The organism is Hydrogenophaga sp. L99 (genome assembly GCF_058731905.1).
Map to the genome: position 1 here is coordinate 2,671,513 of NZ_CM178972.1, position 21,451 is coordinate 2,692,963.

At 64.4% G+C, this 21,451-nt stretch carries 27 protein-coding genes; 9 read left to right on the plus strand and 18 right to left on the minus strand.

Translation table 11 applies throughout. The features are described from left to right. Window positions 1-4 precede the first annotated feature (4 nt). The 4 genes from AC4QBL_RS12665 (at window position 5) to nadB (ending at window position 3,953) form a co-directional block, all read left to right on the plus strand. Window positions 5-1,069, plus strand: a complete 1,065-nt coding sequence (locus tag AC4QBL_RS12665; protein WP_472907064.1) for a hypothetical protein — start codon at window positions 5-7, stop codon at window positions 1,067-1,069. A 99-nt stretch (window positions 1,070-1,168) separates the two neighbouring features. Continuing rightward, window positions 1,169-1,381, plus strand: a complete 213-nt coding sequence (locus AC4QBL_RS12670) for a DUF3460 family protein (protein ID WP_472900369.1) — start codon at window positions 1,169-1,171, stop codon at window positions 1,379-1,381. A 23-nt stretch (window positions 1,382-1,404) separates the two neighbouring features. Beyond that, window positions 1,405-2,256 (plus strand): segregation and condensation protein A, encoded by an 852-nt coding sequence (locus AC4QBL_RS12675; RefSeq protein WP_472900368.1) that lies wholly within the window; start codon window positions 1,405-1,407, stop codon window positions 2,254-2,256. Window positions 2,257-2,348: 92 nt separating this feature from the next. Beyond that, window positions 2,349-3,953, plus strand: coding sequence for an L-aspartate oxidase (nadB, locus tag AC4QBL_RS12680; RefSeq protein WP_472900367.1), 1,605 nt, complete (start codon window positions 2,349-2,351; stop codon window positions 3,951-3,953). Between the two features lie 117 nt (window positions 3,954-4,070). Here the strand turns inward: nadB and nadA are convergent, their stop codons facing one another. Beyond that, window positions 4,071-5,174 (minus strand): quinolinate synthase NadA, encoded by a 1,104-nt coding sequence (gene nadA, locus AC4QBL_RS12685; RefSeq protein ID WP_472907063.1) that lies wholly within the window; start codon window positions 5,172-5,174, stop codon window positions 4,071-4,073. 124 nt (window positions 5,175-5,298) lie between these two features. Continuing rightward, window positions 5,299-6,156, minus strand: coding sequence for a carboxylating nicotinate-nucleotide diphosphorylase (nadC, locus tag AC4QBL_RS12690; protein WP_472907062.1), 858 nt, complete (start codon window positions 6,154-6,156; stop codon window positions 5,299-5,301). A gap of 75 nt (window positions 6,157-6,231) precedes the next feature. Between nadC and panB the strand changes: the two genes are divergently transcribed. Both panB and panC read left to right on the plus strand, forming a co-directional pair. Next, window positions 6,232-7,119, plus strand: a complete 888-nt coding sequence (gene panB / locus AC4QBL_RS12695) for a 3-methyl-2-oxobutanoate hydroxymethyltransferase (protein WP_472900364.1) — start codon at window positions 6,232-6,234, stop codon at window positions 7,117-7,119. A 108-nt stretch (window positions 7,120-7,227) separates the two neighbouring features. Next, complete coding sequence (gene panC / locus AC4QBL_RS12700) at window positions 7,228-8,094, plus strand: pantoate--beta-alanine ligase (protein ID WP_472900363.1); 867 nt, start codon at window positions 7,228-7,230, stop codon at window positions 8,092-8,094. 170 nt (window positions 8,095-8,264) lie between these two features. Here panC and AC4QBL_RS12705 read toward each other — a convergent pair whose 3' ends face one another. The 4 genes from AC4QBL_RS12705 to AC4QBL_RS12720 all read right to left on the minus strand — a co-directional run bounded on the left by AC4QBL_RS12705 (window position 8,265) and on the right by AC4QBL_RS12720 (window position 10,599). Further along, entirely contained in the window at window positions 8,265-9,284 is a 1,020-nt protein-coding gene (locus tag AC4QBL_RS12705) for an NAD(P)H-dependent glycerol-3-phosphate dehydrogenase (RefSeq protein ID WP_472907074.1), read from the minus strand. A 29-nt stretch (window positions 9,285-9,313) separates the two neighbouring features. Then, window positions 9,314-9,772 (minus strand): protein-export chaperone SecB, encoded by a 459-nt coding sequence (gene secB, locus AC4QBL_RS12710; RefSeq protein WP_472900362.1) that lies wholly within the window; start codon window positions 9,770-9,772, stop codon window positions 9,314-9,316. 115 nt (window positions 9,773-9,887) lie between these two features. After that, complete coding sequence (gene grxC, locus AC4QBL_RS12715; protein ID WP_472900361.1) at window positions 9,888-10,145, minus strand: glutaredoxin 3; 258 nt, start codon at window positions 10,143-10,145, stop codon at window positions 9,888-9,890. Between the two features lie 43 nt (window positions 10,146-10,188). Next, entirely contained in the window at window positions 10,189-10,599 is a 411-nt protein-coding gene (locus AC4QBL_RS12720) for a rhodanese-like domain-containing protein (RefSeq protein ID WP_472907061.1), read from the minus strand. Window positions 10,600-10,740: 141 nt separating this feature from the next. Between AC4QBL_RS12720 and gpmA the strand changes: the two genes are divergently transcribed. The 3 genes from gpmA to AC4QBL_RS12735 all read left to right on the plus strand — a co-directional run bounded on the left by gpmA (window position 10,741) and on the right by AC4QBL_RS12735 (window position 13,880). Further along, the gene (gene gpmA / locus AC4QBL_RS12725; RefSeq protein WP_472900359.1) at window positions 10,741-11,484 is read left to right on the plus strand and encodes a 2,3-diphosphoglycerate-dependent phosphoglycerate mutase; all 744 of its coding nucleotides are present in this window, start codon (window positions 10,741-10,743) and stop codon (window positions 11,482-11,484) included. A gap of 133 nt (window positions 11,485-11,617) precedes the next feature. Further along, complete coding sequence (locus AC4QBL_RS12730; protein ID WP_472900378.1) at window positions 11,618-13,093, plus strand: S41 family peptidase; 1,476 nt, start codon at window positions 11,618-11,620, stop codon at window positions 13,091-13,093. Between the two features lie 31 nt (window positions 13,094-13,124). Further along, window positions 13,125-13,880, plus strand: a complete 756-nt coding sequence (locus AC4QBL_RS12735; protein ID WP_472900358.1) for a HesA/MoeB/ThiF family protein — start codon at window positions 13,125-13,127, stop codon at window positions 13,878-13,880. Between the two features lie 18 nt (window positions 13,881-13,898). Here the strand turns inward: AC4QBL_RS12735 and AC4QBL_RS12740 are convergent, their stop codons facing one another. The 12 genes from AC4QBL_RS12740 to AC4QBL_RS12795 all read right to left on the minus strand — a co-directional run bounded on the left by AC4QBL_RS12740 (window position 13,899) and on the right by AC4QBL_RS12795 (window position 21,428). Further along, on the minus strand, window positions 13,899-14,333 hold the full coding sequence (locus AC4QBL_RS12740) for a thermonuclease family protein (RefSeq protein WP_472907060.1): 435 nt from the start codon (window positions 14,331-14,333) through the stop codon (window positions 13,899-13,901). A 218-nt stretch (window positions 14,334-14,551) separates the two neighbouring features. Then, a complete protein-coding gene (locus AC4QBL_RS12745; protein ID WP_472900356.1) occupies window positions 14,552-15,151 on the minus strand; it encodes a YitT family protein in 600 nt (199 codons plus the stop codon). 174 nt (window positions 15,152-15,325) lie between these two features. Further along, window positions 15,326-15,547: a hypothetical protein gene (locus AC4QBL_RS12750; RefSeq protein WP_472900355.1), complete on the minus strand. Its 222-nt coding sequence runs from the start codon at window positions 15,545-15,547 to the stop codon at window positions 15,326-15,328. Window positions 15,548-15,637: 90 nt separating this feature from the next. Then, window positions 15,638-16,471 (minus strand): DUF429 domain-containing protein, encoded by an 834-nt coding sequence (locus AC4QBL_RS12755; RefSeq protein ID WP_472900354.1) that lies wholly within the window; start codon window positions 16,469-16,471, stop codon window positions 15,638-15,640. A gap of 49 nt (window positions 16,472-16,520) precedes the next feature. Beyond that, window positions 16,521-16,946 (minus strand): BLUF domain-containing protein, encoded by a 426-nt coding sequence (locus tag AC4QBL_RS12760; RefSeq protein ID WP_472900353.1) that lies wholly within the window; start codon window positions 16,944-16,946, stop codon window positions 16,521-16,523. Window positions 16,947-16,988: 42 nt separating this feature from the next. Continuing rightward, complete coding sequence (gene folE / locus AC4QBL_RS12765) at window positions 16,989-17,717, minus strand: GTP cyclohydrolase I (protein ID WP_472900352.1); 729 nt, start codon at window positions 17,715-17,717, stop codon at window positions 16,989-16,991. Between the two features lie 119 nt (window positions 17,718-17,836). Beyond that, window positions 17,837-19,102 carry a cardiolipin synthase ClsB gene (clsB, locus tag AC4QBL_RS12770; RefSeq protein ID WP_472900377.1) on the minus strand — a complete coding sequence of 422 codons (1,266 nt, stop codon included), beginning with the start codon at window positions 19,100-19,102 and terminating at the stop codon, window positions 17,837-17,839. A 53-nt stretch (window positions 19,103-19,155) separates the two neighbouring features. Then, entirely contained in the window at window positions 19,156-19,884 is a 729-nt protein-coding gene (locus tag AC4QBL_RS12775; RefSeq protein WP_472900351.1) for an endonuclease/exonuclease/phosphatase family protein, read from the minus strand. 67 nt (window positions 19,885-19,951) lie between these two features. Beyond that, the gene (gene nudB, locus AC4QBL_RS12780) at window positions 19,952-20,416 is read right to left on the minus strand and encodes a dihydroneopterin triphosphate diphosphatase (RefSeq protein ID WP_472900350.1); all 465 of its coding nucleotides are present in this window, start codon (window positions 20,414-20,416) and stop codon (window positions 19,952-19,954) included. A 7-nt stretch (window positions 20,417-20,423) separates the two neighbouring features. Next, window positions 20,424-20,720: a YqjK family protein gene (locus AC4QBL_RS12785; protein WP_472900349.1), complete on the minus strand. Its 297-nt coding sequence runs from the start codon at window positions 20,718-20,720 to the stop codon at window positions 20,424-20,426. A 4-nt stretch (window positions 20,721-20,724) separates the two neighbouring features. After that, the gene (locus AC4QBL_RS12790) at window positions 20,725-21,102 is read right to left on the minus strand and encodes a phage holin family protein (RefSeq protein ID WP_472907059.1); all 378 of its coding nucleotides are present in this window, start codon (window positions 21,100-21,102) and stop codon (window positions 20,725-20,727) included. A gap of 5 nt (window positions 21,103-21,107) precedes the next feature. Continuing rightward, entirely contained in the window at window positions 21,108-21,428 is a 321-nt protein-coding gene (locus tag AC4QBL_RS12795; protein ID WP_472900347.1) for an ElaB/YgaM/YqjD family protein, read from the minus strand. Window positions 21,429-21,451: the final 23 nt, after the last annotated feature.

The window sequence follows — 21,451 nt, forward strand, 5'->3', positions numbered from 1 at the left end:
CCACATGCAACACAGCCCGGCCCCGCTCCAGAGCCCGATTGCCGAACGCATGGACTGGCTGTTTGGCCTGGCCCAGCGGCACGCGCAAGACTACGCCAGCCCCGAAGCCTGGCTGGCGCGGCAGCGCTACCTGGCCCGCCACCCCACGGCCATCCTGGTGATGAAGTGCATGGACGGGCGCATCAACATCCCCATTGCCACCCAGACGCCCAAGGGCATCATCCAGCCGTTTCGCAACCTCGGCGGCATCTTCAACCTGGGCTGGCCGCACCTGGGCGAAACGCTCACCGCCACCATGGACAAGGTGGTGCGCAGCGGCCGCCAAGCCCTGGTGATGATCACCTACCACTATTCGAAGGGCGACGAGCGCCGGGGCTGTGCCGGCTTTCACTACCGCACCGACGACGCACGCGCCCACACGCTCGACATCCAGCGCGAGGTGTCGGTGTTGTTTGGGGCCACCCACGGCACGGTCTATCCGCTGGTCTGTGGCTTCGAGACGGACGAAGACGCGATCGTGGTGCACGGCACCCAGGGCGAGACCCTGAACCTGGCCGAACTCGGTGAAGCCGACCGTGAAACCCTGCCGGCGCGTCTGTTGCAATTGCTGCCGGACATGCCGACCCAGATCCGCGCCGACCTGTTGCCGTTGCTGGAGGGCAACTTGAAGCACATTGCGGCCATCCGGCGGCTGACCCGCACCCTGGACATTGAGCACCGCGAGTGGATGATCTGCGTCGGGCGCGGGTTTGACTGGTTGCACCTGCCCAACCTGGCCCTGATCATCGGCCCCTACAGCCCCGACCTGGCCGACCCGATCCGCAAGGCGGCCGGCATCATCCGGGCCAATATGCGCGCGGGCCGCATTCCGGACGATGGCTTTCTGGTGCTGTCGTCCGTGCCCTACGAAGACATCGGGGTGGACCGCGCCCGCGCCTTGCTCAAGTCCAACTTCATGGCCGACTTCGCAGCCGATATGGTGCGGCACGAATTCCCCGACCTGGCCCCTCTGATGACGGTGCGCAAGACCCTGCTGAACTGGCACAGCCGGGCGGTTGAGCCGCTCTGACTGCGTCCGGCTGGGGGCGCCCGCAGCCGCCAAAGCCGGACACATCCGGGAAACCCCGATGGGTCGCTAAAATGGGCCTCCTTCCTCTGAGCGCCGACCATGTCCTTCTTTGCCCGCCCGCACTACGCTTCCGACACGACCCAGTTCATCGCCCAGCTCAAGGCCGACCGCCCCGCGCTGGAACAGGAGCAGCGCCAGGGCCGTGCCCTGCTGTGGGACAAGCAGATCGACCGCAGCTTCCAGACCGATGCAGAGACCGCCACCGTGGCACAACAGCCCTACGTGTACCAGACGGGTTCTGACCACACCTGAACCGGCTGCCTCGCGCACCGCTCATGAGTCCTGAGGCCACCACACTCAACGCCGCCCCTGCGGGGCTGGACGACGTGTTGCCCAAGGTGGTGGACCACGTCGCCCTGGCCAGGCTGTACGGCGAACCGCTGTTTGCCATGCCACGGGACCTTTACATCCCGCCCGACGCACTGCAGGTTTTCCTGGAGGCCTTTGAAGGCCCGCTGGACCTGCTGCTCTACCTGATCCGCAAGCAGAACTTCAACATCCTCGACATCCCGATGGCGGCGGTGACGCGGCAGTACCTGGCCTATGTGGACGAGATCCGCGCCAGCAACCTGGAGCTAGCAGCCGAATACCTGCTCATGGCGGCGATGCTGATCGAGATCAAGTCGCGCATGCTGCTGCCGCCCAAAAAGGTGGCCGAGGGCGAAGAAGCCGAAGACCCCCGCGCCGAGCTGGTGCGCCGCCTGCTCGAATACGAGCAAATGAAGCTGGCCGCCCAGCGCCTGGCCGACCAGCCCCAATACGGACGCGACTTTCTGCGCGCGCAGGTCTATGTGGAGCAGGCGCTGGTGCCCCGGTTCCCAGACGTGACACCGATTGACCTGCAAACCGCCTGGCGTGACATATTGAAGCGCGCCAAGCTGGTGCAACACCACAAGATAAGCCGCGAAGAACTCTCGGTGCGCGAACACATGAGCATCGTGCTGCGCCACCTGCAAGGCCGCAAGTTCGTCGAATTTGGCGAGCTTTTTGACCCTGAAAAAGGCCAGCCCGTGCTGGTGGTGACCTTCATCGCCATGCTGGAACTGGCCAAGGAAACCCTGATCGAGCTGACCCAGGCCGAGGCCTTTGCCCCCATTTATGTGCGGCTGGCCTACACACCGCGCTGACACCCGGCACCCAGCTCACCACCGCCCCCATCCACCGAAGTGCTGGCCCCAGCGCCCCGCCGTTGCCCAGCCTACCGAACCCCACCCCCGGCATGACCACCCTCCTTGAATTTGACGTTCTCATCATCGGCAGCGGTCTGGCGGGCCTGACCGCTGCGCTCAACCTATCCACCACCCACCGGGTGGCCGTGGTGACCAAGCGCGGGCTCAGCGATGGTTCCAGCATGTGGGCACAGGGCGGCATTGCCGCGGTACTGGCCGAAGGTGACAGCTTTCAGTCGCATGTGGACGACACCCTGGTGGCCGGCGCTGGCCTGTGCGACCTGGAAGCCACCCGCTTCACGGTCGAACACGCGCCCGCCGCCGTGGCCTGGCTGCAAGAGCTGGGCGTGCCGTTTTCCACCGAACACGGCGAGCTGCACCTGACCCGCGAGGGTGGCCACAGCCACCGCCGCATCGTGCACGCCACCGACGCCACCGGCGCTGCCGTGCAGGCCACGCTGATCCAGCGGCTCAAAGACACCCCGAGCATTGCGGTGTTTGAACACCACATGCTGGTGGACCTGATCACCGACCGCAAACTGCCGGGCCACAGCAAGTCCGCGGCATCCACCCGCTGCCACGGCGCCTACATATTGGACGAAGAGCGCGACGAAGTCATCACCTTCAGCGCCGCCCACACCGTGCTGGCCACCGGCGGCGCCGGCAAGGTGTACCTCTACACCACCAACCCCGACACCGCCACCGGCGACGGCATTGCCGCGGCCTGGCGCGCGGGCTGCCGGGTGGGCAACATGGAATTCATCCAGTTCCACCCCACCTGCCTGTACCACCCGCACGCCAAGAGCTTCCTGATCACAGAAGCGGTGCGCGGCGAGGGTGGCCAACTGAAGCTGCCCCCAGCGCTGGGCAGCCACCGCTTCATGCCCGACCACGACCCGCGCGCCGAGCTGGCGCCACGCGACGTGGTGGCCCGCGCCATCGACTTCGAAATGAAAAAGCACGGCCTGGACTGCGTGCACCTAGACATTTCGCACCAGAGCCCCGAGTTTTTGCACGAGCACTTTCCCAACATCCTGGCGCGCTGCGCCGAGCTGGGCATCGACATCACGAAAGAACCGATTCCGGTGGTGCCCGCGGCCCATTACACCTGCGGCGGCGTGCTCACCGATCTGGCCGGGCACACCGACATCCAGGGCCTGTACGCGGTGGGCGAAACCACCTTCACCGGCCTGCACGGCGCCAACCGGCTGGCCAGCAATTCGCTGGTGGAGTGCATGGTGTTTGCCCAAGGCGCCGTAGCCGCCATCCGCAACACCGCCCCGGCGCAAAGCCCCGCCATGCCGCAATGGGACGAAAGCCGCGTGACCGACGCCGACGAGCGGGTGGTGATTTCCCACAACTGGGACGAACTGCGCCGCTTCATGTGGGATTACGTCGGCATTGTGCGCACCAACAAACGCCTGGAGCGCGCGGCGCACCGCATCACGCTGCTGCAACGCGAAATCCACGAGTTTTATTCCCAGTTCCACGTCACCCGCGACCTGCTGGAACTGCGCAACCTGGTGCAAGTGGCCGACCTGATCGTGATGAGCGCCATGCTGCGCCGGGAAAGCCGCGGCCTGCACTTCAGCCGCGACTACCCCGACCTGCTGCCAGAAGCCAAGCCCACGATCCTGACGCCACCGGCTAGATAGGGATCCCCCCGCGCCGCGCTGCGCGCGTCACCCCCCAGGGGGCCATGCGAGTGGCCCGGCGGCCGGATCCACCGCATCCTGTGGTGGGGCACGCGCTGCGGGAAGGGCTTTGGCTGCTTATGCTGCGCCGATGTGGGGCACCAGCGCGCCTGCGTCCTGACCACCCCGCAAGGCGGCGGTGAAAGCCAGCATGCGGTCAATGGGCTGACGGGCGCGGGGAATCAGCGCAGGGTCCACGTGGATCTGGTTCAGGCCTTTTTTCAGCACCTGGGCCACGCCGGCCAGGCCGTTCATGGCCATCCAGGGGCAATGCGCGCAGCTTTTGCAGGTGGCACTGTTGCCGGCGGTGGGCGCTTCAATGAACACCTTGCCGGGATTCTGCATGCGCAGCATGTGCATCATGCCGTTGTCGGTGGCCACAATGAATTCCGGCGCATCCATCTCTCGTGCCGCCTGCAAAATGCCCGAAGTCGAACCCACCGCATCGGCCAGGGCAATCACGTCCGCCGGGCTTTCTGGGTGCACCAGCACCTTGGCCAGGGGGTGCTGTTTTTTAAGCGCTTCCAGCTCAAAGGCCTTGAACTCGTCGTGAACAATGCACGAGCCGGTCCACATCACCATGTCGGCCCCGGTTTCGCGCTGGATGTAGCCGCCCAGGTGTTTGTCAGGCGCCCACAAAATCTTGTGGCCCTTGTCTTTAAGCGCGCGCACGATGTCCAGCGCGCAGCTGCTGGTGACCAGCCAATCCGAGCGCGCCTTCACCGCCGCACTGGTGTTGGCGTACACCACCACGGTGCGGTCGGGGTGGGCGTCACAAAACGCATTGAACGCATCAATCGGGCAGCCCAGGTCGAGCGAGCAGTTGGCGTCCAGGTCGGGCATGAGCACGGTTTTTTCCGGGCTCAAAATTTTGGCGGTCTCGCCCATGAAGCGCACACCCGACACCACCAGCGTCTGCGCCGCGTGGTCGCGGCCAAAGCGGGCCATCTCCAGCGAGTCGCTCACGATACCGCCGGTTTCAATCGCCAGATCTTGCAGGTCGGGGTGCACGTAATAGTGCGACACCATCACCGCGTTGCGCTCTTTGAGCAGGCGGCGAATGCGCTCTTTCAGCTCGGCGCGCTGCTTGGGGCCAGGCTCCACTGGCACGCGCGCCCAGGCGTGTTTGGTCGGGCAGGCGGGTTGTTCGTATTCAACGTCGATGAGGGTCGTGTCAGTCATGTCAGTGATTCCAGTCAGCGCCACAGGTGCAGCGCAAAAAATGCCAGAGCACAGCGGAACTGGCTTTGCCAGGCCGCCATTGCCGCCCCCTTGAGGGGGTCGCAAGCAGCGCGGCAGGGGCGGGTCAATCCATGCGCATGGAGAAGTCGACAGCCTTCACGTCTTTCGTCAAGGCGCCAATGGAAATGCGGTCAACACCGGTTTCTGCAAGGGCGCGCACGGTCTGCAAGTTCACGCCACCCGAAATCTCCAGCACGGCACGGCCCGCATTGCTGAGCACAGCGGCCTGCAAGGTCGGTATGTCCATGTTGTCCAGCAGCACCATGGTGGCGCCACAGGCCAGCGCCTCGTTGAGCTGGGGCAATGTTTCCACTTCAATTTCAACAAAACGCGCCTGGGGTGCGGTGTCCTTTACCCGCTGCAACACCGCCGCCACGCCACCGGCGGCGGCAATGTGGTTTTCCTTGATCAGCACGGCGTCGTACAAACCAATGCGGTGGTTCACACCGCCACCGGTGGTGACCGCGTATTTTTGCGCCAGCCGCAGGCCTGGCAGCGTTTTGCGGGTGTCCACAATCTGTGCCCGGGTGCCGGCCACCGCTGCCACGTAGGTGGCGGTTTTCGTGGCCACGGCCGACAGCAGCTGCAGAAAATTCAGCGCGGTGCGCTCGGCCGTCAGCAGCGGCTGCGCCAGGCCTTCAATCTCCAGCACCACCTGGTCGCCACGGCAGCGCTGGCCCTCGGTCACATGCCAGGTGAGCTGCGCTTGCGGGTCCAGTGCAAGCAGCGCAGCCTCCACCCAGGGGGAGCCACAGATCACGGCGTCTTCGCGCGCCAGGATGCGCGCCCGGGTGCGGCGGGAGGGATCGACCAGGGACGCGGTCAGGTCGCCGGAGCCCACATCTTCAGCCAGTGCGCGCGCCACATCGGCGCTGGCCAATGCGGCCAGATCGGTCGGGGTGAATTCAGACAGGTGTTTCATGGGACGCAAGCATAACGGGATCGAATATAGTGCCCCCATTCTCAACGCCATGCCACCAACCCGAGGGACATCGAGATGAGCACACCCCAATCTGCAGCCCCCACAGCCACGCCCTATGGCACCTTGCCAGCCGCTTCGCCACTGCCGCAACGCAAGCCGGTGAGTCTGCCCAGGCTGATGGAAATGCGCGAACGTGGTGAAAAAATCACCATGCTCACGTCCTACGACGCCACCTTTGCCGCCGTAGCCGATGCCGCCGGCGTGGAGTGCATCCTGGTGGGCGACTCGCTCGGCATGGTGTGCCAGGGGCTGTCGAGCACCGTGGGCGTGACGCTGGAGACCATGCGCTACCACACCGAAAGCGTGGTGCGTGGCCTGCAGCGCGTGCAGGCCACCGCCTGGGTGATTGCCGACCTGCCCTTTGGCAGCTACCACGAGAGCAAAGAACAGGCGCTGCGCAGTGCCGCTGAGCTGATGCGCGCTGGCGCCCACATGGTCAAACTGGAAGGCGGCGGCTGGACCGCCCCGACCGTGCACTTTCTGGTGGAACGCGGCATTCCGGTGTGCGCCCACCTGGGCCTCACCCCCCAAACCGTCCACGCGCTCGGTGGCTACCGGGTGCAAGGGCGCGGCGACGCGGCCGCGCTCACGCTCAGGCGCCACGCGTTTGAGCTGCAAGACGCCGGCGCCACCATGCTGGTGCTGGAAATGGTGCCGGCCGTGGTGGCAGCCGAAATCACCACCGAGCTCACGACCTGCCACACCATCGGGATCGGCGCTGGCAAAGGCACAGCAGGCCAGGTGCTGGTGATGCACGACATGCTGGGCATCAACCTGGGCAAAAACCCCAAGTTCGTGCGCAACTTCATGGACGGCGCGAGCAGCGTGCGCGAAGCCATGGCCGCCTATGTGGCCGCTGTCAAAAACGGCAGCTTCCCCGACGACCAACTCCACGCCTGGTGAACAGGACCACCCCTGCCGCGCTGCGAGCGACCCCCTCAAGTAGGCAACACCTGCCGTCTGGCGAAGCCAGCCCGGCGGTGTTTTTTGGCAACCTCCCCTCTGTCTGACATGCAACTCGTCCACACCATCAAAGACCTGCGCGCGGCGCTGAAACCGTTCGACTCTCCCGTTTTTGTGCCCACCATGGGCAACTTGCACGATGGTCATCTGGCGCTGGTGCGCACCGGCAAGCCGCTGGGTGACGTGACCGTGTCGAGCATTTTCGTGAACCGCCTGCAGTTCGCACCACACGAGGATTTCGATACCTATCCGCGCACGCTGCAGGCCGATTGCGACCGGCTGGAACAAGCCGGTTGCGACGTGGTGTTTGCGCCTTCCGAAAAAGAGCTTTACCCGGAGCCACAGGGCTTCAAGATCCATCCACCCGCCGAGCTGGCCGACATCCTGGAGGGGCACTTCCGTCCTGGGTTCTTCATCGGTGTCAGCACGGTGGTGATGAAGCTGTTTCAGTGCGTGTTTTCAGAAGCCAAAGGACCGCGCCACGCGCTGTTTGGAAAGAAGGATTACCAGCAGCAAATGGTGATCCGGCGCATGGTGCAGCAGTTCGCGCTGCCCGTCACCATCGTGGCCGGGGAGACCCAGCGCGCACCCGATGGGCTAGCGCTGAGCTCGCGCAACGGTTACCTGAGCGACGCCGAACGCGCCGAGGCGGTGCAGCTGTCCATGGCCCTGCGCAGCCTGGCACGCGACGCGCTCGCCGCCGCCGAAGGCCTGCCGCGTCAGCAAGAAGCACTGGAAGCGCGCGCCATGCAAGCGCTGGCCTCGCGAGGCTGGCAGCCCGACTACATGACGGTGCGCCGCCGCACCGATTTGCAGCCTCCTGCGGCCGCTGACGCCACGGCCGCACAAAGCCTCGTGGTCCTGGGTGCGGCCCGGCTGGGGCAAACGCGGTTGATCGACAACTTCGAGGTGTAGATATATTCCCCCCGCGCCGCCTGCGGCGTCACCCCACCAGGGGGGCGATGCTGGCGGCCCGGCTGAGCCGGTTCCGCGGCATCCTGGGTGGGGGGCACTGCGCGCCGGCGGCGGTTCTGCCGTGCGGGCTCCTGGGTCGTTTCAAAGACTGTGAGTGCCTGCGGCGTTGACTACACCGTTTCGTCTTTGGGGTCGCGCCCCATCAGGGCGGCCACGGCTTGCGCGGGTTTCAATTGGCCGTCCAGCAGCGCCACCACAGCTTCGCTGATCGGCATGTCCACGCCGAGCATGCGGGCGCGCTGCACCACGGTGCGGGCGCTGTAAACGCCCTCGGCCACGTGACCCAGTGAGTCCACGGCCTGTTGCAGGCTCAAGCCCTGCGCCAGCAACTGGCCCACTTTGCGGTTGCGTGACAAGTCGCCGGTGGCGGTCAGCACCAGATCGCCCAGGCCCGACAGGCCCATGAACGTGTCCACCCGTGCGCCGAGCGCCAAGCCCAGGCGGGTCATTTCGGACAGTCCCCGGGTGATCAGCGCGGCCCGAGCATTCAGGCCCAGGTTCAACCCGTCGCACAGCCCGGTGGCAATGGCCAGCACGTTTTTCACCGCACCGCCCACTTCCACGCCCACGATGTCTTCGTTGGCGTAAACACGCAGCGCTGGGCTGTGAAACGCCGCCACCAGCGCAGCGCGCACGCTGGCGTGCTCGCTGGCCGCCACCAGGGCGGTGGGCTGGCCGCGGGCCACCTCTTGGGCAAAGCTGGGGCCACTGAGCACACCCGCTTGCAGCTGTGGCGCGACCTCGGCCCGAATTTCGTGCCCCATAAGCCCCATGGCAGGCTCGCCACGGGGTGCCTCGAAGCCCTTGCACAGCCAAGCCACCGGGGCCGGCTGCTCGCGCAAGCACTCCAGCATGCCGCGCAGCCCCGCCATGGGGGTGGCCACGATCACCAGATCAGCACCGTGGGTGGGCGCGTCTGGGCCACCCAGCGGTGCGTGTGAAACCTGTAAGCCTTCAGGCAACGCAAACCCGGGCAGGTAGCGCCGGTTTTCTCGCTGGGCCTGCATGTCTGCCGCCTGTGCAGCGTCGCGGGCCCACAGCGTGACGCGGTGCGCCTGCCCCGAAGGCCCCGCCGCGCTGATGGCCAGCGCCGTGCCCCAGGCACCAGCGCCGAGCACGGCGATGTTCAGGGGTGCTGTTGCGCCCACAGCCTGCACGCTTATTGCGTGACGATACGGGGGGCGTCTTCAGCGGCCTGCGCCTGCTGCTGCTCGTACATGGCCTGAAAGTTGATCTCGGCCAGGTGCACGGGCGGGAAGCCGCCACGCTGGATCAGGTCGGCCACGTTGCTGCGCAGGTAGGGGTAGACGATTTGCGGGCAAGCGATGCCCATGATCGGACCCATCTGCTCTTGGGGCAGGTTGCGAATTTCAAAAATGCCAGCCTGCTTGGCTTCGACCAGGAACACGGTTTTGTCCTTGATCTTGGTCTGCACGGTGGCGGTGACACAGACCTCGTACACGCCGTCGGCCACCGGGTTGGCTTCCACGCCCAGCTGAATGTCCACCGAAGGCTGCTCTTGCTCCAGCAAGATGGCGGGCGAATTGGGCTGCTCCAGGGAAGCCTCTTTCAAGTAGACGCGCTGGATCTGGAAAATGGGTTCTTGGGTGTCGGCCATGTGAAGTCTCTAATAGTCTGGAAAAACGAAACCCGCCGGGGAAATGCGTTCCCGCAGCGGGCACCGGTGGTGATTATGTCAGCCCCGTCGCACAGGACTCAACGGCCTCAGCCGCTCAGGCTTGCAGCATGGGCACCAGGCCGCCCTTTGCATCGAGCGCATGCAGATCGTCGCAGCCGCCCACATGGGTTTCACCAATGAAGATTTGCGGCACGCTGGTGCGCCCGGTCAGGCCTTTCATGTGCGCGCGCAGCTCGGGTTGCCCGTCAACAAAGACTTCTTCAAGCTGGGTCACGCCACGGGCTTGCAGCAAGGCCTTGGCGCGGCTGCAATAGGGGCAATACGCGCTGGTGTACATCTTGACGGTGGTCATGCGGAATCCTGAAAAAAGGTTGCGGGGAAATCGGCCGGAATGATCAGGCTTTTTCAACCGGCAAGCTGGCCGTGCGCCAGGCACCCATGCCACCCGCCAGGGAATGGCTGTTCTCGTAGCCCAGCTTCTTGGCAATGGCCACAGCGCGCTTGGAACGCATGCCCGACGCGCACACCAAAATAACCGGCGTGGCTTTGTTCTTCACCGCACCGGTCAGCTTGGCTTCCAGGTCGGCCAGAGGAATGTTCTTGGCACCCACCACATGCCCGGCCGCAAATTCATCGGCGCCACACACATCGATCACGGCGGCCTTCTCGCGGTTCATCAACTGCACCGCCTGAGCGGGGTTGAGCGAATCTGCTCCGCCCCCGGCGGTCAGTGCCGGGAACATCAACATGGCACCCGCGCTGAACGCTACGGCAATCAAAATCCAGTTTTCAATAAAAAAACTCACGGGGACACCTTTCAGTTAAGCCCGCGATTTTAGAATGTCTGGCTGGACTGTGTGGGCCACGTTGCGCCGCAGTTCAACTCGGACCCGCTCTGCGCAGTGCTGTCACCCTGGTTTTGCGCGCATCAACGCCCTCATCTACCCATGTACAAACTCGTCCTGATCCGCCACGGTGAATCCACCTGGAACCTTGAAAACCGCTTCACCGGCTGGACCGATGTGGACCTGACGCCGACCGGCGTGTCCCAAGCGATGTCGGCCGGCAAACTGCTCAAGGCCGAAGGCTACGACTTCGATATTGCCTACACCAGCGTCCTCAAGCGGGCCATTCACACCCTCTGGTACACCCTGGACGAGATGGACCGCACCTGGCTGCCCGTGGTGAAGAGCTGGCGCCTGAACGAGCGCCACTACGGCGCCCTGCAGGGCCTGAACAAGGCCGACATGGCCAAACAATATGGCGACGAGCAGGTGCTGATCTGGCGCCGCAGCTACGACACGCCACCGCCCGCACTGGAGCCGACCGACCCGCGCTGCGAGCGCAGCGACCGCCGCTACGCCCTGCTGCAACCCGACCAGGTGCCCCTGACCGAATGCCTGAAAGACACAGTGGCCCGCGTCATGCCGTTCTGGAACGAGGCGCTGGCACCCGCCATCAAGGCCGGCAAACGCGTGGTGGTGGCCGCCCACGGCAACAGCATCCGTGCCATGGTGAAGTACCTCGAAGGCATCAGCGACGCAGACATTGTGGGCATCAACATCCCCAACGGCATTCCGCTGGTGTACGAACTGGACGCCGATCTGAAGCTCATCAAGCGTTACTACCTGGGGGACGCCGAAGCCGCAGCGGCCGCGGCGGCTGCCGTCGCGGCACAAGGCAAGGGCTGAAGGCCACCCGCTGAGGCACCAAAGGCTTTACGGAACCGAAATACCCGGGCTTGCTCCAAGGTGTATATTGCTTTGCAGCAGGCGCCTCCGGCACCGCTCAGGTTTGTTTTGAGGTATTTCCATGGGTAAATTTGTGGGTCAAAAGCTGAAAATTGCGGGCTGGGTTGCCATTGGCGCGGTGGCTGGCGCGCTCACCACCGTACAACTGCAGGCGGTGGCTCGGGGCACGCTGGCGCCCTTGCCACTCGAAGAGCTGCAACAGCTCGCTGCGGTGTTTGGCATGGTCAAGACCGACTACGTGGAGCCGGTGGATGAGAAAAAACTCATCTCCGAAGCCATCTCTGGCATGGTGGCCAGCCTCGATCCGCACTCCCAGTATTTCGACAAAAAGTCGTTCAAGGAATTCCGCGAAGGCACCAGCGGCCGGTTCGTGGGCGTGGGCATTGAAATCACCATGGAAGACGGTCTGGTCAAGGTGGTTTCGCCCATCGAAGACTCACCTGCTTTCCGCGCCGGACTCAAAACCGGCGACCTGATCACCAAGATCGATGACACGGCCGTGAAGGGCCTGTCGATCAACGACGCGGTCAAGCTCATGCGGGGCGAGCCGCGCACCAAGGTGCTGCTCACCATTTTCCGCAAGGACGAAAACCGCAGTTTTCCGGTGACGATCACGCGCGAAGAAATCAAAACCCAGAGCGTCAAGTCCAAGGTGGTCGAGCCCGGCTACGCCTGGGTTCGGGTGTCGCAGTTCCAGGAACGGACCATTGAAGACTTTGCCCGCAAAGTGGAAGAGATCTACAAGGCCGACCCCAAGCTCAAGGGCTTGGTGCTGGACCTGCGCAACGACCCGGGCGGTTTGCTGGACGCAGCGGTTGCGCTGTCAGCAGCGTTTCTGCCTGAAAACGTCACGGTGGTGTCGACCAACGGCCAGCTCGAAGACAGCAAATTTGTCTACAAGGCGATTCCGCAGCACTACCTGCGCCGCGGTGGCCCGGACCCGATCAAGCGGCTGACCGACGCCACCCAGGGCGCACTGAAAAAAGTACCGCTGGTGGTGCTGGTGAACGAAGGCTCTGCATCGGCCAGCGAAATCGTGGCGGGCGCCTTGCAAGACCACAAACGCGCCACCATTCTGGGCAGCCAGACGTTCGGCAAGGGCTCGGTGCAAACCGTGCGTCCCCTCGGGCCAGAAACCGGCCTGAAGCTGACCACCGCGCGCTACTACACGCCCTCGGGCAACTCCATTCAGGCCAAGGGGATCGTGCCCGACGTGATGGTGGACGAAACCCTCGAAGGCAATGTGTTTGCCGCCCTGCGTACCCGCGAGGCCGACCTGCAAAAGCACCTGGGCAACGGCAAAGACGCCGAACCGCCCATGACCGATGCGCGCCGCGCTGAGGAACAGCAGCGCGAAGAAGCGCGTGAGCAAGCCCGCAAACGCCTGGAAGAAGAAGCCAAGAAGAACCCGGGCCAACGCCTGGTGCCGGAATTTGGCAGCGAAAAAGACTTCCAGCTGCAACAAGCGCTCAACCAGCTCAAAGGCCAGCCGGTGGTGGTGAGCAAGACGCTGACGGTGCGCAGCGCCGAAGAGAAAAAAGACAACTGACCCTGCGGCGGCCCTGCCGCAGCGACTGCCCTTGAACGACGCCCAGCTCCTGCGCTATTCGCGCCACATCTTGCTCAACGAACTCGGCGTTGAAGGGCAAGAGCAGTTGCTGGCGTCGCACGCGCTGGTGATCGGTGCCGGCGGCCTGGGCTCGCCGGTGGCCTTGTACCTGGGCAGCGCGGGTGTTGGCCGCATCACGGTGGTCGACCACGATGTGGTGGACGAAACCAACCTGCAGCGCCAGATTGCACACAACCTGGCCCGGGTGGGCATGGCCAAGGCGCTGTCGGTGCAGCAGGCCGTCGCCGCGATCAACCCCGACGTGGTTGTTGCGCCCGTGGTGCAACGGGCTGACGAGACCCTGCTGAACACACTGGTGGCGCAAGCCGACGTGGTGCTCGACTGCACCGACAATTTCACCACCCGCCACGCCATCAACCGCGCCTGCGTGGAGCACGGCAAACCGCTGGTGTCGGGCGCCGCCATCCGCATGGACGGCCAGCTCAGTGTGTTTGACCCGCGCGTGCCAGGCAACCCCTGCTATGCCTGCGTATTTCCCGAAGACAGCGGCGTGGAAGAAACCCGCTGCGCCACCATGGGCGTGTTTGCGCCACTGGTGGGCATTGTGGGCACCATGCAGGCCGCTGAAGCGCTGAAGCTGCTGACGGGGCAGGGCTCGCGCTTGACCGGGCGCCTGCTGATGCTGGACGGCCGCGACCTGGCCTTTAACGAAATCGCCCTGCCCCAAAACCCGCAGTGTGCGGTGTGCGGCCAGCCGCACGCCTGAAGCCGCAAGCCGCGTGCCTCAAGGCAGAGAACACGGCCCGTGCCGGCGCCGAAATTCACGCGGTGTTTCAGCACCGTCCACACCAAACACCCCTTTGCGTTCGGCACGCGCCTGCGCTTCTTCGGCCGCGTAAGGCCCGAGGCTGCGCCGCCAGCGGGAAGACCAGGCGTGGCCGCCACGCACCAGCACGGCGGCCATGTCATCGCCACCGGCAGTGACTTGCGCCAAGCCGCGGCCGTAGGTGTCAAACGCGCGTACGCGAACCGTCACCACCTGGTCGAGCACGCGCACGGCCAGTGCATCGCGGGCGGCTGGGCCACCGCTCTGGCAAATCTCTGGGGCATCCACGCCGTCCAGCCGCAACTTGCGGTAGCGGCCACCGGCCAGCGGCTTGACCCACAGCGTATCGCCATCAAACACCCGGGTGACGCGGCCGGTAAAGGTGAAAGGCAATGGCTGCCTGGCCTGACTGGGGGCGGCGCCGGCAGCTGCATCCGACCGGGCCCAACCAGTGGCTGGGCCAGCCAGCGCAGCGGCCACCAGCAGGGCAAGCGAACCACGTGGCGCACACCAAAGGCTCGTGTATTTGTAAAACGTCATGCAGGTAGTCTGCCAGCTTCAAGGCCAGACAAAAGGCAGCGGCGCACGGCACGGGCCGTTTGTCACACCGATCACACAGCCATGTAGCGCCCCGGACGGTGGTTGATGGCCAGTGTCATGTTGAGCACCAACGCACCCAGCACCGACCAGAGGATTTGCGACCAGTCGACCACCGCCATGGCGGCCAACACAATGGCGCAGTCAAAGGCCATTTGAACGTGGCCAGCGCGCCAGCCAAAACGCTCTTGCAGGTACAGCACCAGGACGTTGAAACCACCCAGACTGGCGCGGTGGCGAAACAGCATCAACATGCCAGCCCCCATGAGCAGGCCTCCCGTGACCGCGGCAAAACCGGTAGACAACGCAGCAAAGGTGATGCCCTGCGGCACCCATTGCACAAAGACTGCCAGCAGCGCCACGGCGGCAAAGGTTTTGAGCGTGAACACCCAACCCATGCGCTGAAAAGCCAGGCCGTAAAACGGCAGGTTGATGGCAAAAAACACGAGGCTGAAGTTCCAGCCGGTGGCGTAGTGCAGCAAAAATGCCAGGCCCGCCGTGCCGCCGGTGATCAGCCCAGTGTGGCGAAACATGACCACCCCCAACGCCACAAACAACGTGCCGGTGAGCAAGGCCTGAATGTCTTCATGCGGCTTGTGGCGGCTCGGTGGCAAGGTGGTTTGACTGGTGGGGGTTACGGGACGAAAACGAGACAACCAAGTGGACACGGGCAGGCACCAAAATTAAAAAAGCCCGCGCAACGCGGCCACAGCGCTGCAGTGTCTCCGATGGCTGCAGCCGCGGGTTTGATACAGGTCAGGCCCTGCGTGCGCCCACGCGCCACCCGATCAACCTTTTTTAGAACCGGCCAGCAACAAGGCCCCGCCCACCACGATGGCGCCCACGCCCACCCACATGGGCACGTTCACCGTTTCCTTTTCTTTCACGGACAGTTCCACCGGACCGAGCTTGATCACCTCGGTGTCTTTGGTGTAGCTGAAGCTGCCGTACAGCAACCCCGCTATGCCGGCTGCAATGCACAGGATGCCGGCCAATTTGATTGCGTTCATGAAGTTTTCCATTCCATCACTGGACGTGCAACCCGGGTCCGAAAAGACACAGGCGCCAGACCGTGGCCCATGATGCACCAAAGTGGCGACTCAGGCTGTAACGATCCAGCCTTCCAGGGGATCGAATGGCGGGAGTCCCCAGCACGGGTGCCCGGCACTGTGCTGGGTCTGGGCCCAGGCTGCCTGCAGCAGGCAAAGCACCGCGTCCAGGCTGTCGCCGCTGGCGTCGTCGGCCAGTGCGTCGCGCTGCGCATGGCTGAGCTTGAGGCGCAGCTGGGCGCCCTGCAACAGCGGCACCAAGCCGCTTTCCAGCGCGTTGATGAGTGTCTTGCGGGCAATCAGGCGGTCAGGCGTCTGCCGCGTCTTGTCGTCGCTCTTGTACGAGGTGTTGCCCAACACGCTGCGCGCGAGTAGGCCGGGGTAGGCTTCCAGGGCCATGCGGTTCGGATCGCCGGGGTGCAAACCCGGCAGGGTGACACCCGCATCGATCAAGCGCGGCACACCCGCATGCAGCATGAAAGCCACCGGCGGGTTGACCCATTTCATGCTCGGACTGGAGCCTGCGGGGACGTCGGTAGCGCGGTGGGCAAACTTGCCGCCTACCGGGCGCGCGTCGCAGAACGCGGCGAACGCATCGCGGATGGTGGAGCGGTCCAGGCTGGCGTAGTGCGCCATGCAGTCGCGCCAGCCGGTCGGCCAGCCCAGCGTGGTCACCAGTTCACGCGGCAAGCCAAAGGGTAGATCAAAACCACCCACCCATATCTGCGGGCGGCTGAGCCGTTCACCCCAGGCGTCCAGCGTCTCGAACCGCTCCATGTTGCCCAAGAGGACGCGGCCACGGTCCAGGGTGCCGACGGCCAGGGTGATGGGCTTGCGGCGGCTGGGTGCACTGGTGAAATCGCACCCCAGCAGGGCGGTGGTCACGCCGAACGGTAGGCCAGGAGCCCGGTGGAAAGCAGCAAACCCACGGCGCTCAAGCGCGACCGATGATGCTGGCCGTGGCCATCAACTCTTCGAGCAGCGCCAGTGAGACCTTGCCCGACACGGCGTAGGGATCGAACTCGGGACGCTCGGAGTACTTCAGCACGATCGAGGTGTTGAGCTTGGACAGGTTGACCTGGCCCATGGTCCAGCCACCAAAGCGGCGCTCGGAGATTTCTTCGTAGTGCAGCAGCACCGCGTCGGTGTGGCGCTTGTCGGCCACGATGTGGTTGTAAAGGGTGTTGACCGCCGTGCGCCCGCCTTCAATGGCTTGCAGAAACACGCCGCCGCCGTAGCACAGCACACCGGTGATGCCGTTGCCAATGTTGTGCGAACGGGAGGCTTCGAGGATGGACTCGATCAGACGGGCGCTGTCTTTATCGACGGCGCGGCTGACGTAAAGCAGGCGTACAAGCATGGGAACCTTCAGATAAAACGGGGTGGCAACGCTGGGCTGGGTTCAGCGTGGAATCAACGAGAGGAATTCGCGCCGGAGGTTGGGGTCTTTGAGAAACACGCCGCGCATGACCGAGTTGATCATCTTGCTGTCCATGTCTTTCACACCACGCCAGGCCATGCAGTAATGGCTGGCTTCCATCACCAGGGCCAGGCCGTCGGGCTGGGTTTTTTCCTGGATCAAATCGGCCAGTTGCACCACGGCCTCTTCCTGGATCTGCGGTCGGCCCATGATCCATTCGGCCAGACGCGCGTACTTGGACAGACCAATCACATTGGTGTGCTCGTTGGGCATGATGCCAATCCAGATCTTGCCGATGACCGGGCAGAAGTGGTGGCTGCAGGCACTGCGCACGGTGATCGGGCCAACGATCATGAGTTCGTTGAGGTGCTCGGCGTTGGGAAATTCGGTGACCGCAGGGCCCTTCACGTAGCGGCCGTTGAACACCTCTTTGATGTACATCTTGGCCACGCGGCGCGCGGTGTCACCGGTGTTGTGGTCGTTATCGAGGTCAATGACCAGGCTCTCCAACACGCCTTGCATCTTGCCGGCCACCTCGTCGAGCAGCTTGTCCAGCTCGCCCGGCTGAATGAACTCAGCGATGTTGTCGTTGGAGTGAAAGCGCTGCCGTGCGGCTTTGACGCGCTCTCGAATTTTGACCGACACAGGCACACCCTGGTCGTCATCGGCGGGGAGGGCTGGGGTCATGTCAGGTTCTGTTTTCACGAGCATGCGACATGCTAACACCGGCACCTTGAGCCCACTGCCCGCCCTGAATAACTGGGAATCTCTTGGGGTTTTGACCCGTCCCAGATCAACCCCACCCCGAGCGCTTGGCGCATCTGCCGAGGTCAGTAACGGTGGCCCGTGATGAACAACACGGCACGCATGATGCCGAAAGCGATGCGGTCGAGCACACGTTGATGGTAGGGACGCTGGCTCAGGCTCGTGGCATGCAATTGCTGTCCACTGCGGATGACGTGGTCGTCCAGGCAATCGTGCAGCAAAGCGGCAAAGCGCCTGTCGGTGGTCATCACGTTGGCCTCTCGCGCCAAGAGCATCGACAAAGGATCCAGGTTGGTCGAACCCACCGTCGCCCAGCGCTGGTCAAACACGGCCACTTTCGCATGCAAGGCACTGGGCGCGTACTCGTGGATTTCAATACCCGCATTCAACAAGGTCTGGTACACCGGGCGCGCCGCGCGGTACTGAAAAAAATGCTCGTACTTGCCCTGCAACAACAAGCGCACGCGCACACCGCGCCCCACAGCGAGCATGAGAGCCCGCCGCAGCTTGCGCCCGGGAATGAAGTAGGCGTTGGCAATGACAATGTCGCGTCGCGCCTCGCCAATGGCCTTCAGGTAGGCACGTTCTATATCGTGCCGGTGGGTCACGTTGTCGCGCAGCAGCAAAGCGGCGCGGGCACCATCGACGCCCAGCGAGGCGGGCGCTGTCTCGCTGGACTCAACAGCCGCAGCACCAGGAAAGTCCAAGCCAGTTCGGGACTCGATCTTCGCCAGCAGACGCGAAAAATCGCCCACCGGGCGGGTGGCACGCAACGCCTGCCAAGCCGCGCGAAATTCCCGCTGCCGGGCCTTGCGCACCGCCTGCAGGCGCCACCACAACTGCTCCATGGTTTCCACCATGTCGTCCACCAGCGGGCCAGCCACCTGCAACGAAAAATCGAGTCTGGGTGCCAGCAAACGGCCCAGCGCCACATCGTCTTGATCGTCAATGATGTTGATGCCGCCACAAAACCCAACCGTGCCGTCCACCACACACAGCTTGCGGTGCAACCGCCGCCAGCGGCTGGGCAACAGCAAGCCCAGGCGCCCCAGCGGCGCGTAAACCCGCCAGCGCACGCCGGCTTTGGCAAAGCGCTGCACCCATTCGGTGGGCATGCGGGGCGTGCCCACACCGTCGATCACCAGCCGCACCGCCACGCCACGCAATGCGGCCCGCTCCAAGGCCTCGGCCACGCTCAGCGCCGAGCCCGCAAATTCAAAAATATAGGTTTCCAGGTGCACCACCGAGCGCGCGGCATCCATGGCCTCCACCAAGGCAGGGAACAGCGCCGAGCCGTTTTGCAGCAAAACCAGCTGGTGACCCCCTTTCATGCCCCCAGCACCCCGGCGCCCAGGCGCATCGGCGTCCAGCGGCAGGCCCGTGCTCACAGCTCCAGCTCGGCAATGAGCGGCAAGTGATCGGACATGCGTGTCCAGGCCCGCCCGTGAGGCACATGGGCCGACACCGGCTTGAGCCCCCGCACAAAAATACGGTCCAGATGCAGCAGCGGCAAGCGCGACGGGTAGGTCGGCAAGCGAATGCCGTCAAACGTGCGCAGGTCCAGGTCGGCCATGGGTTTGAGCAGCTGGGCGCCCCAGTCGTTGAAATCTCCCGCCACGATCAGCGGGGCATCAGACGGCAACTCGGCAGCAATGTAATGCCCCAGGCGCTGCACCTGGCGCTCACGGCTGGCATGAATCAACCCCAGGTGCACCACCACCACATGCACAGCGACCCCGTCCACCAGCAACTGCACATGCAACAGCCCGCGTTGCTCAAAACGGTGGTCGGACACATCCGAATGTTTGCTCTCCAGCACCGGCCAGCGCGAGAGCAGCGCGTTGCCGTGTTCGCCGTGGCGCGTCACGGCATTGGTTCGGTACACAGCCTCGTAACCGTCCGGCGTCAGGTAGTTTGCCTGGTCCAGATCGGGCCAGCGGGTGAAGTGCTTTTCCAGCTTGCGGTTGTGGCTGCGCACCTCTTGCAGACACACGATGTCGGCATCAAACTGCTCCACCGCGTGCGCCAGGTTGTGAATTTCCAGCCGGCGCCCCGGACCCAGGCCCTGCACGCCTTTGTGGATGTTGTAAGTTGCGACTCGAACGATGCTCATGCCCAAATCATGCCACCAATGGACTCGGGTTTGCTGCCCAGGGTGACTGATGCCAGCAGGTGCGAATTCAGCGGCTGCGCCGGTGCGGGAGCTGCAAAATAGCCTCGGCATTGGACGGTGAAAAACAGCGCTCGGCCGCCTCGGCCCAAGGCAACCAGACTTGTGCCTGGTGCTCGCGGGGACTCAAGACCACAGACAGCGGCTGCGGGATGCACAGACCAAAAAGTCGCTCGGTGTTGCGGGTCACGCCGGGTGCGTAGCGGTGCCGCCACTGCGGGTAAATTTCGTACACATTTTCCAGGCCCCAGTCGGTCAGTACGTGGCCGGGTGCCTGGGCGTCCAGCCCGGTTTCCTCGGCCACCTCGCGAGAGGCCGCCACTGCAAACGGTTCGTCTTCCTGGTCGAGAGATCCGGTCACCGACTGCCAGAAACCCGGTGCATCGGCACGCTCGATCAGCAGCACCTCCAGCGCCGGGGTGTGGATCACCACCAGCACCGACTGCGGAATTTTGTACGGGCGCGCCGAAGTCAAGAAAGCCTCACAGCCAGCGCCGTCCTGCTCGCTGCCACAGTCGCCAAGCCGACCAAGCGCCCCAGCTCAGGCGAAACAGCCGCGTCGGCTTTCGGACCACCCAGACCACGCCCACCGTCAGCACCGGCAAGAGCACGGCCGTCGGACGGGATCGCACCCAGACCCACGCATCCTGTGCATGGTCGGCCAAGGTGAACGCTGGCGCGAGCGCGCGCAGGTTGGTGTCCAGCTGGCCGCGCAGCTGCTGGGAACGCAACACCAGGGCTTGCCGTCGCTGCGCGAGCGCTTGTTGGGATTGCGCCATGGGCTCAGGAACGCAGCTGCTCGCGGTCCTGCCGCAACTCGGCCAGGCTGCTGGCGAACAGGGCCGAGCCGCGGCGCGCGCGCTGCCATGCCATCCAGGTGGCGATGCCACCCAGAGTGAGAAAGAGCGTGGCAAACACCGCCAGCGCCAACAGGCGCTGTGTGTCCCACAGCGCCACCGTGATGAAGATGGCCAAAAAGCCCAGGCCCATGGCCAACAGAAGCGCCGCCACCAAGCCCCACAGCAACAGACCGACCACGCGCACCACCTCTTCCTGCGCTTCGACACTGAGCAGCTCCAGGCGCACCTGCAACAGTGTCAACACCGTGCCGGCGAAGCCCTTGAGCGAAGCGCTCAGGCGGGTGGGCGGTGGCCTGTCCATGCCGATCAGCGTCGACCGATCAGCAACCCGATCACCAGGCCCACGCCCACCGCGGCGCCAATGGCAGGCCAGGGGTGCTCGTGTACGTAGTCGTCGGTGGCGCGAGCCACTTCTTTGGTTTTGACCTTGACCTTGTCTTCCAGGTCGCCCAGCTTGTGCCGCGCGTCCATGAGATTGCCGCGAATGCGTTCGCGCATCTCCACCAACTTGCCTTCGGTCTGACCCGCAGTGGCCGTCAGCAGCTCCTCGGCATCCGCAATCACGCGTTGCAAGTCGCGCACCAGTTTTTCCTTGTTGACCTGGGTATCGCTGGCGAAATCGTTCATGGCATTCCTCCTGGTAATGGGTT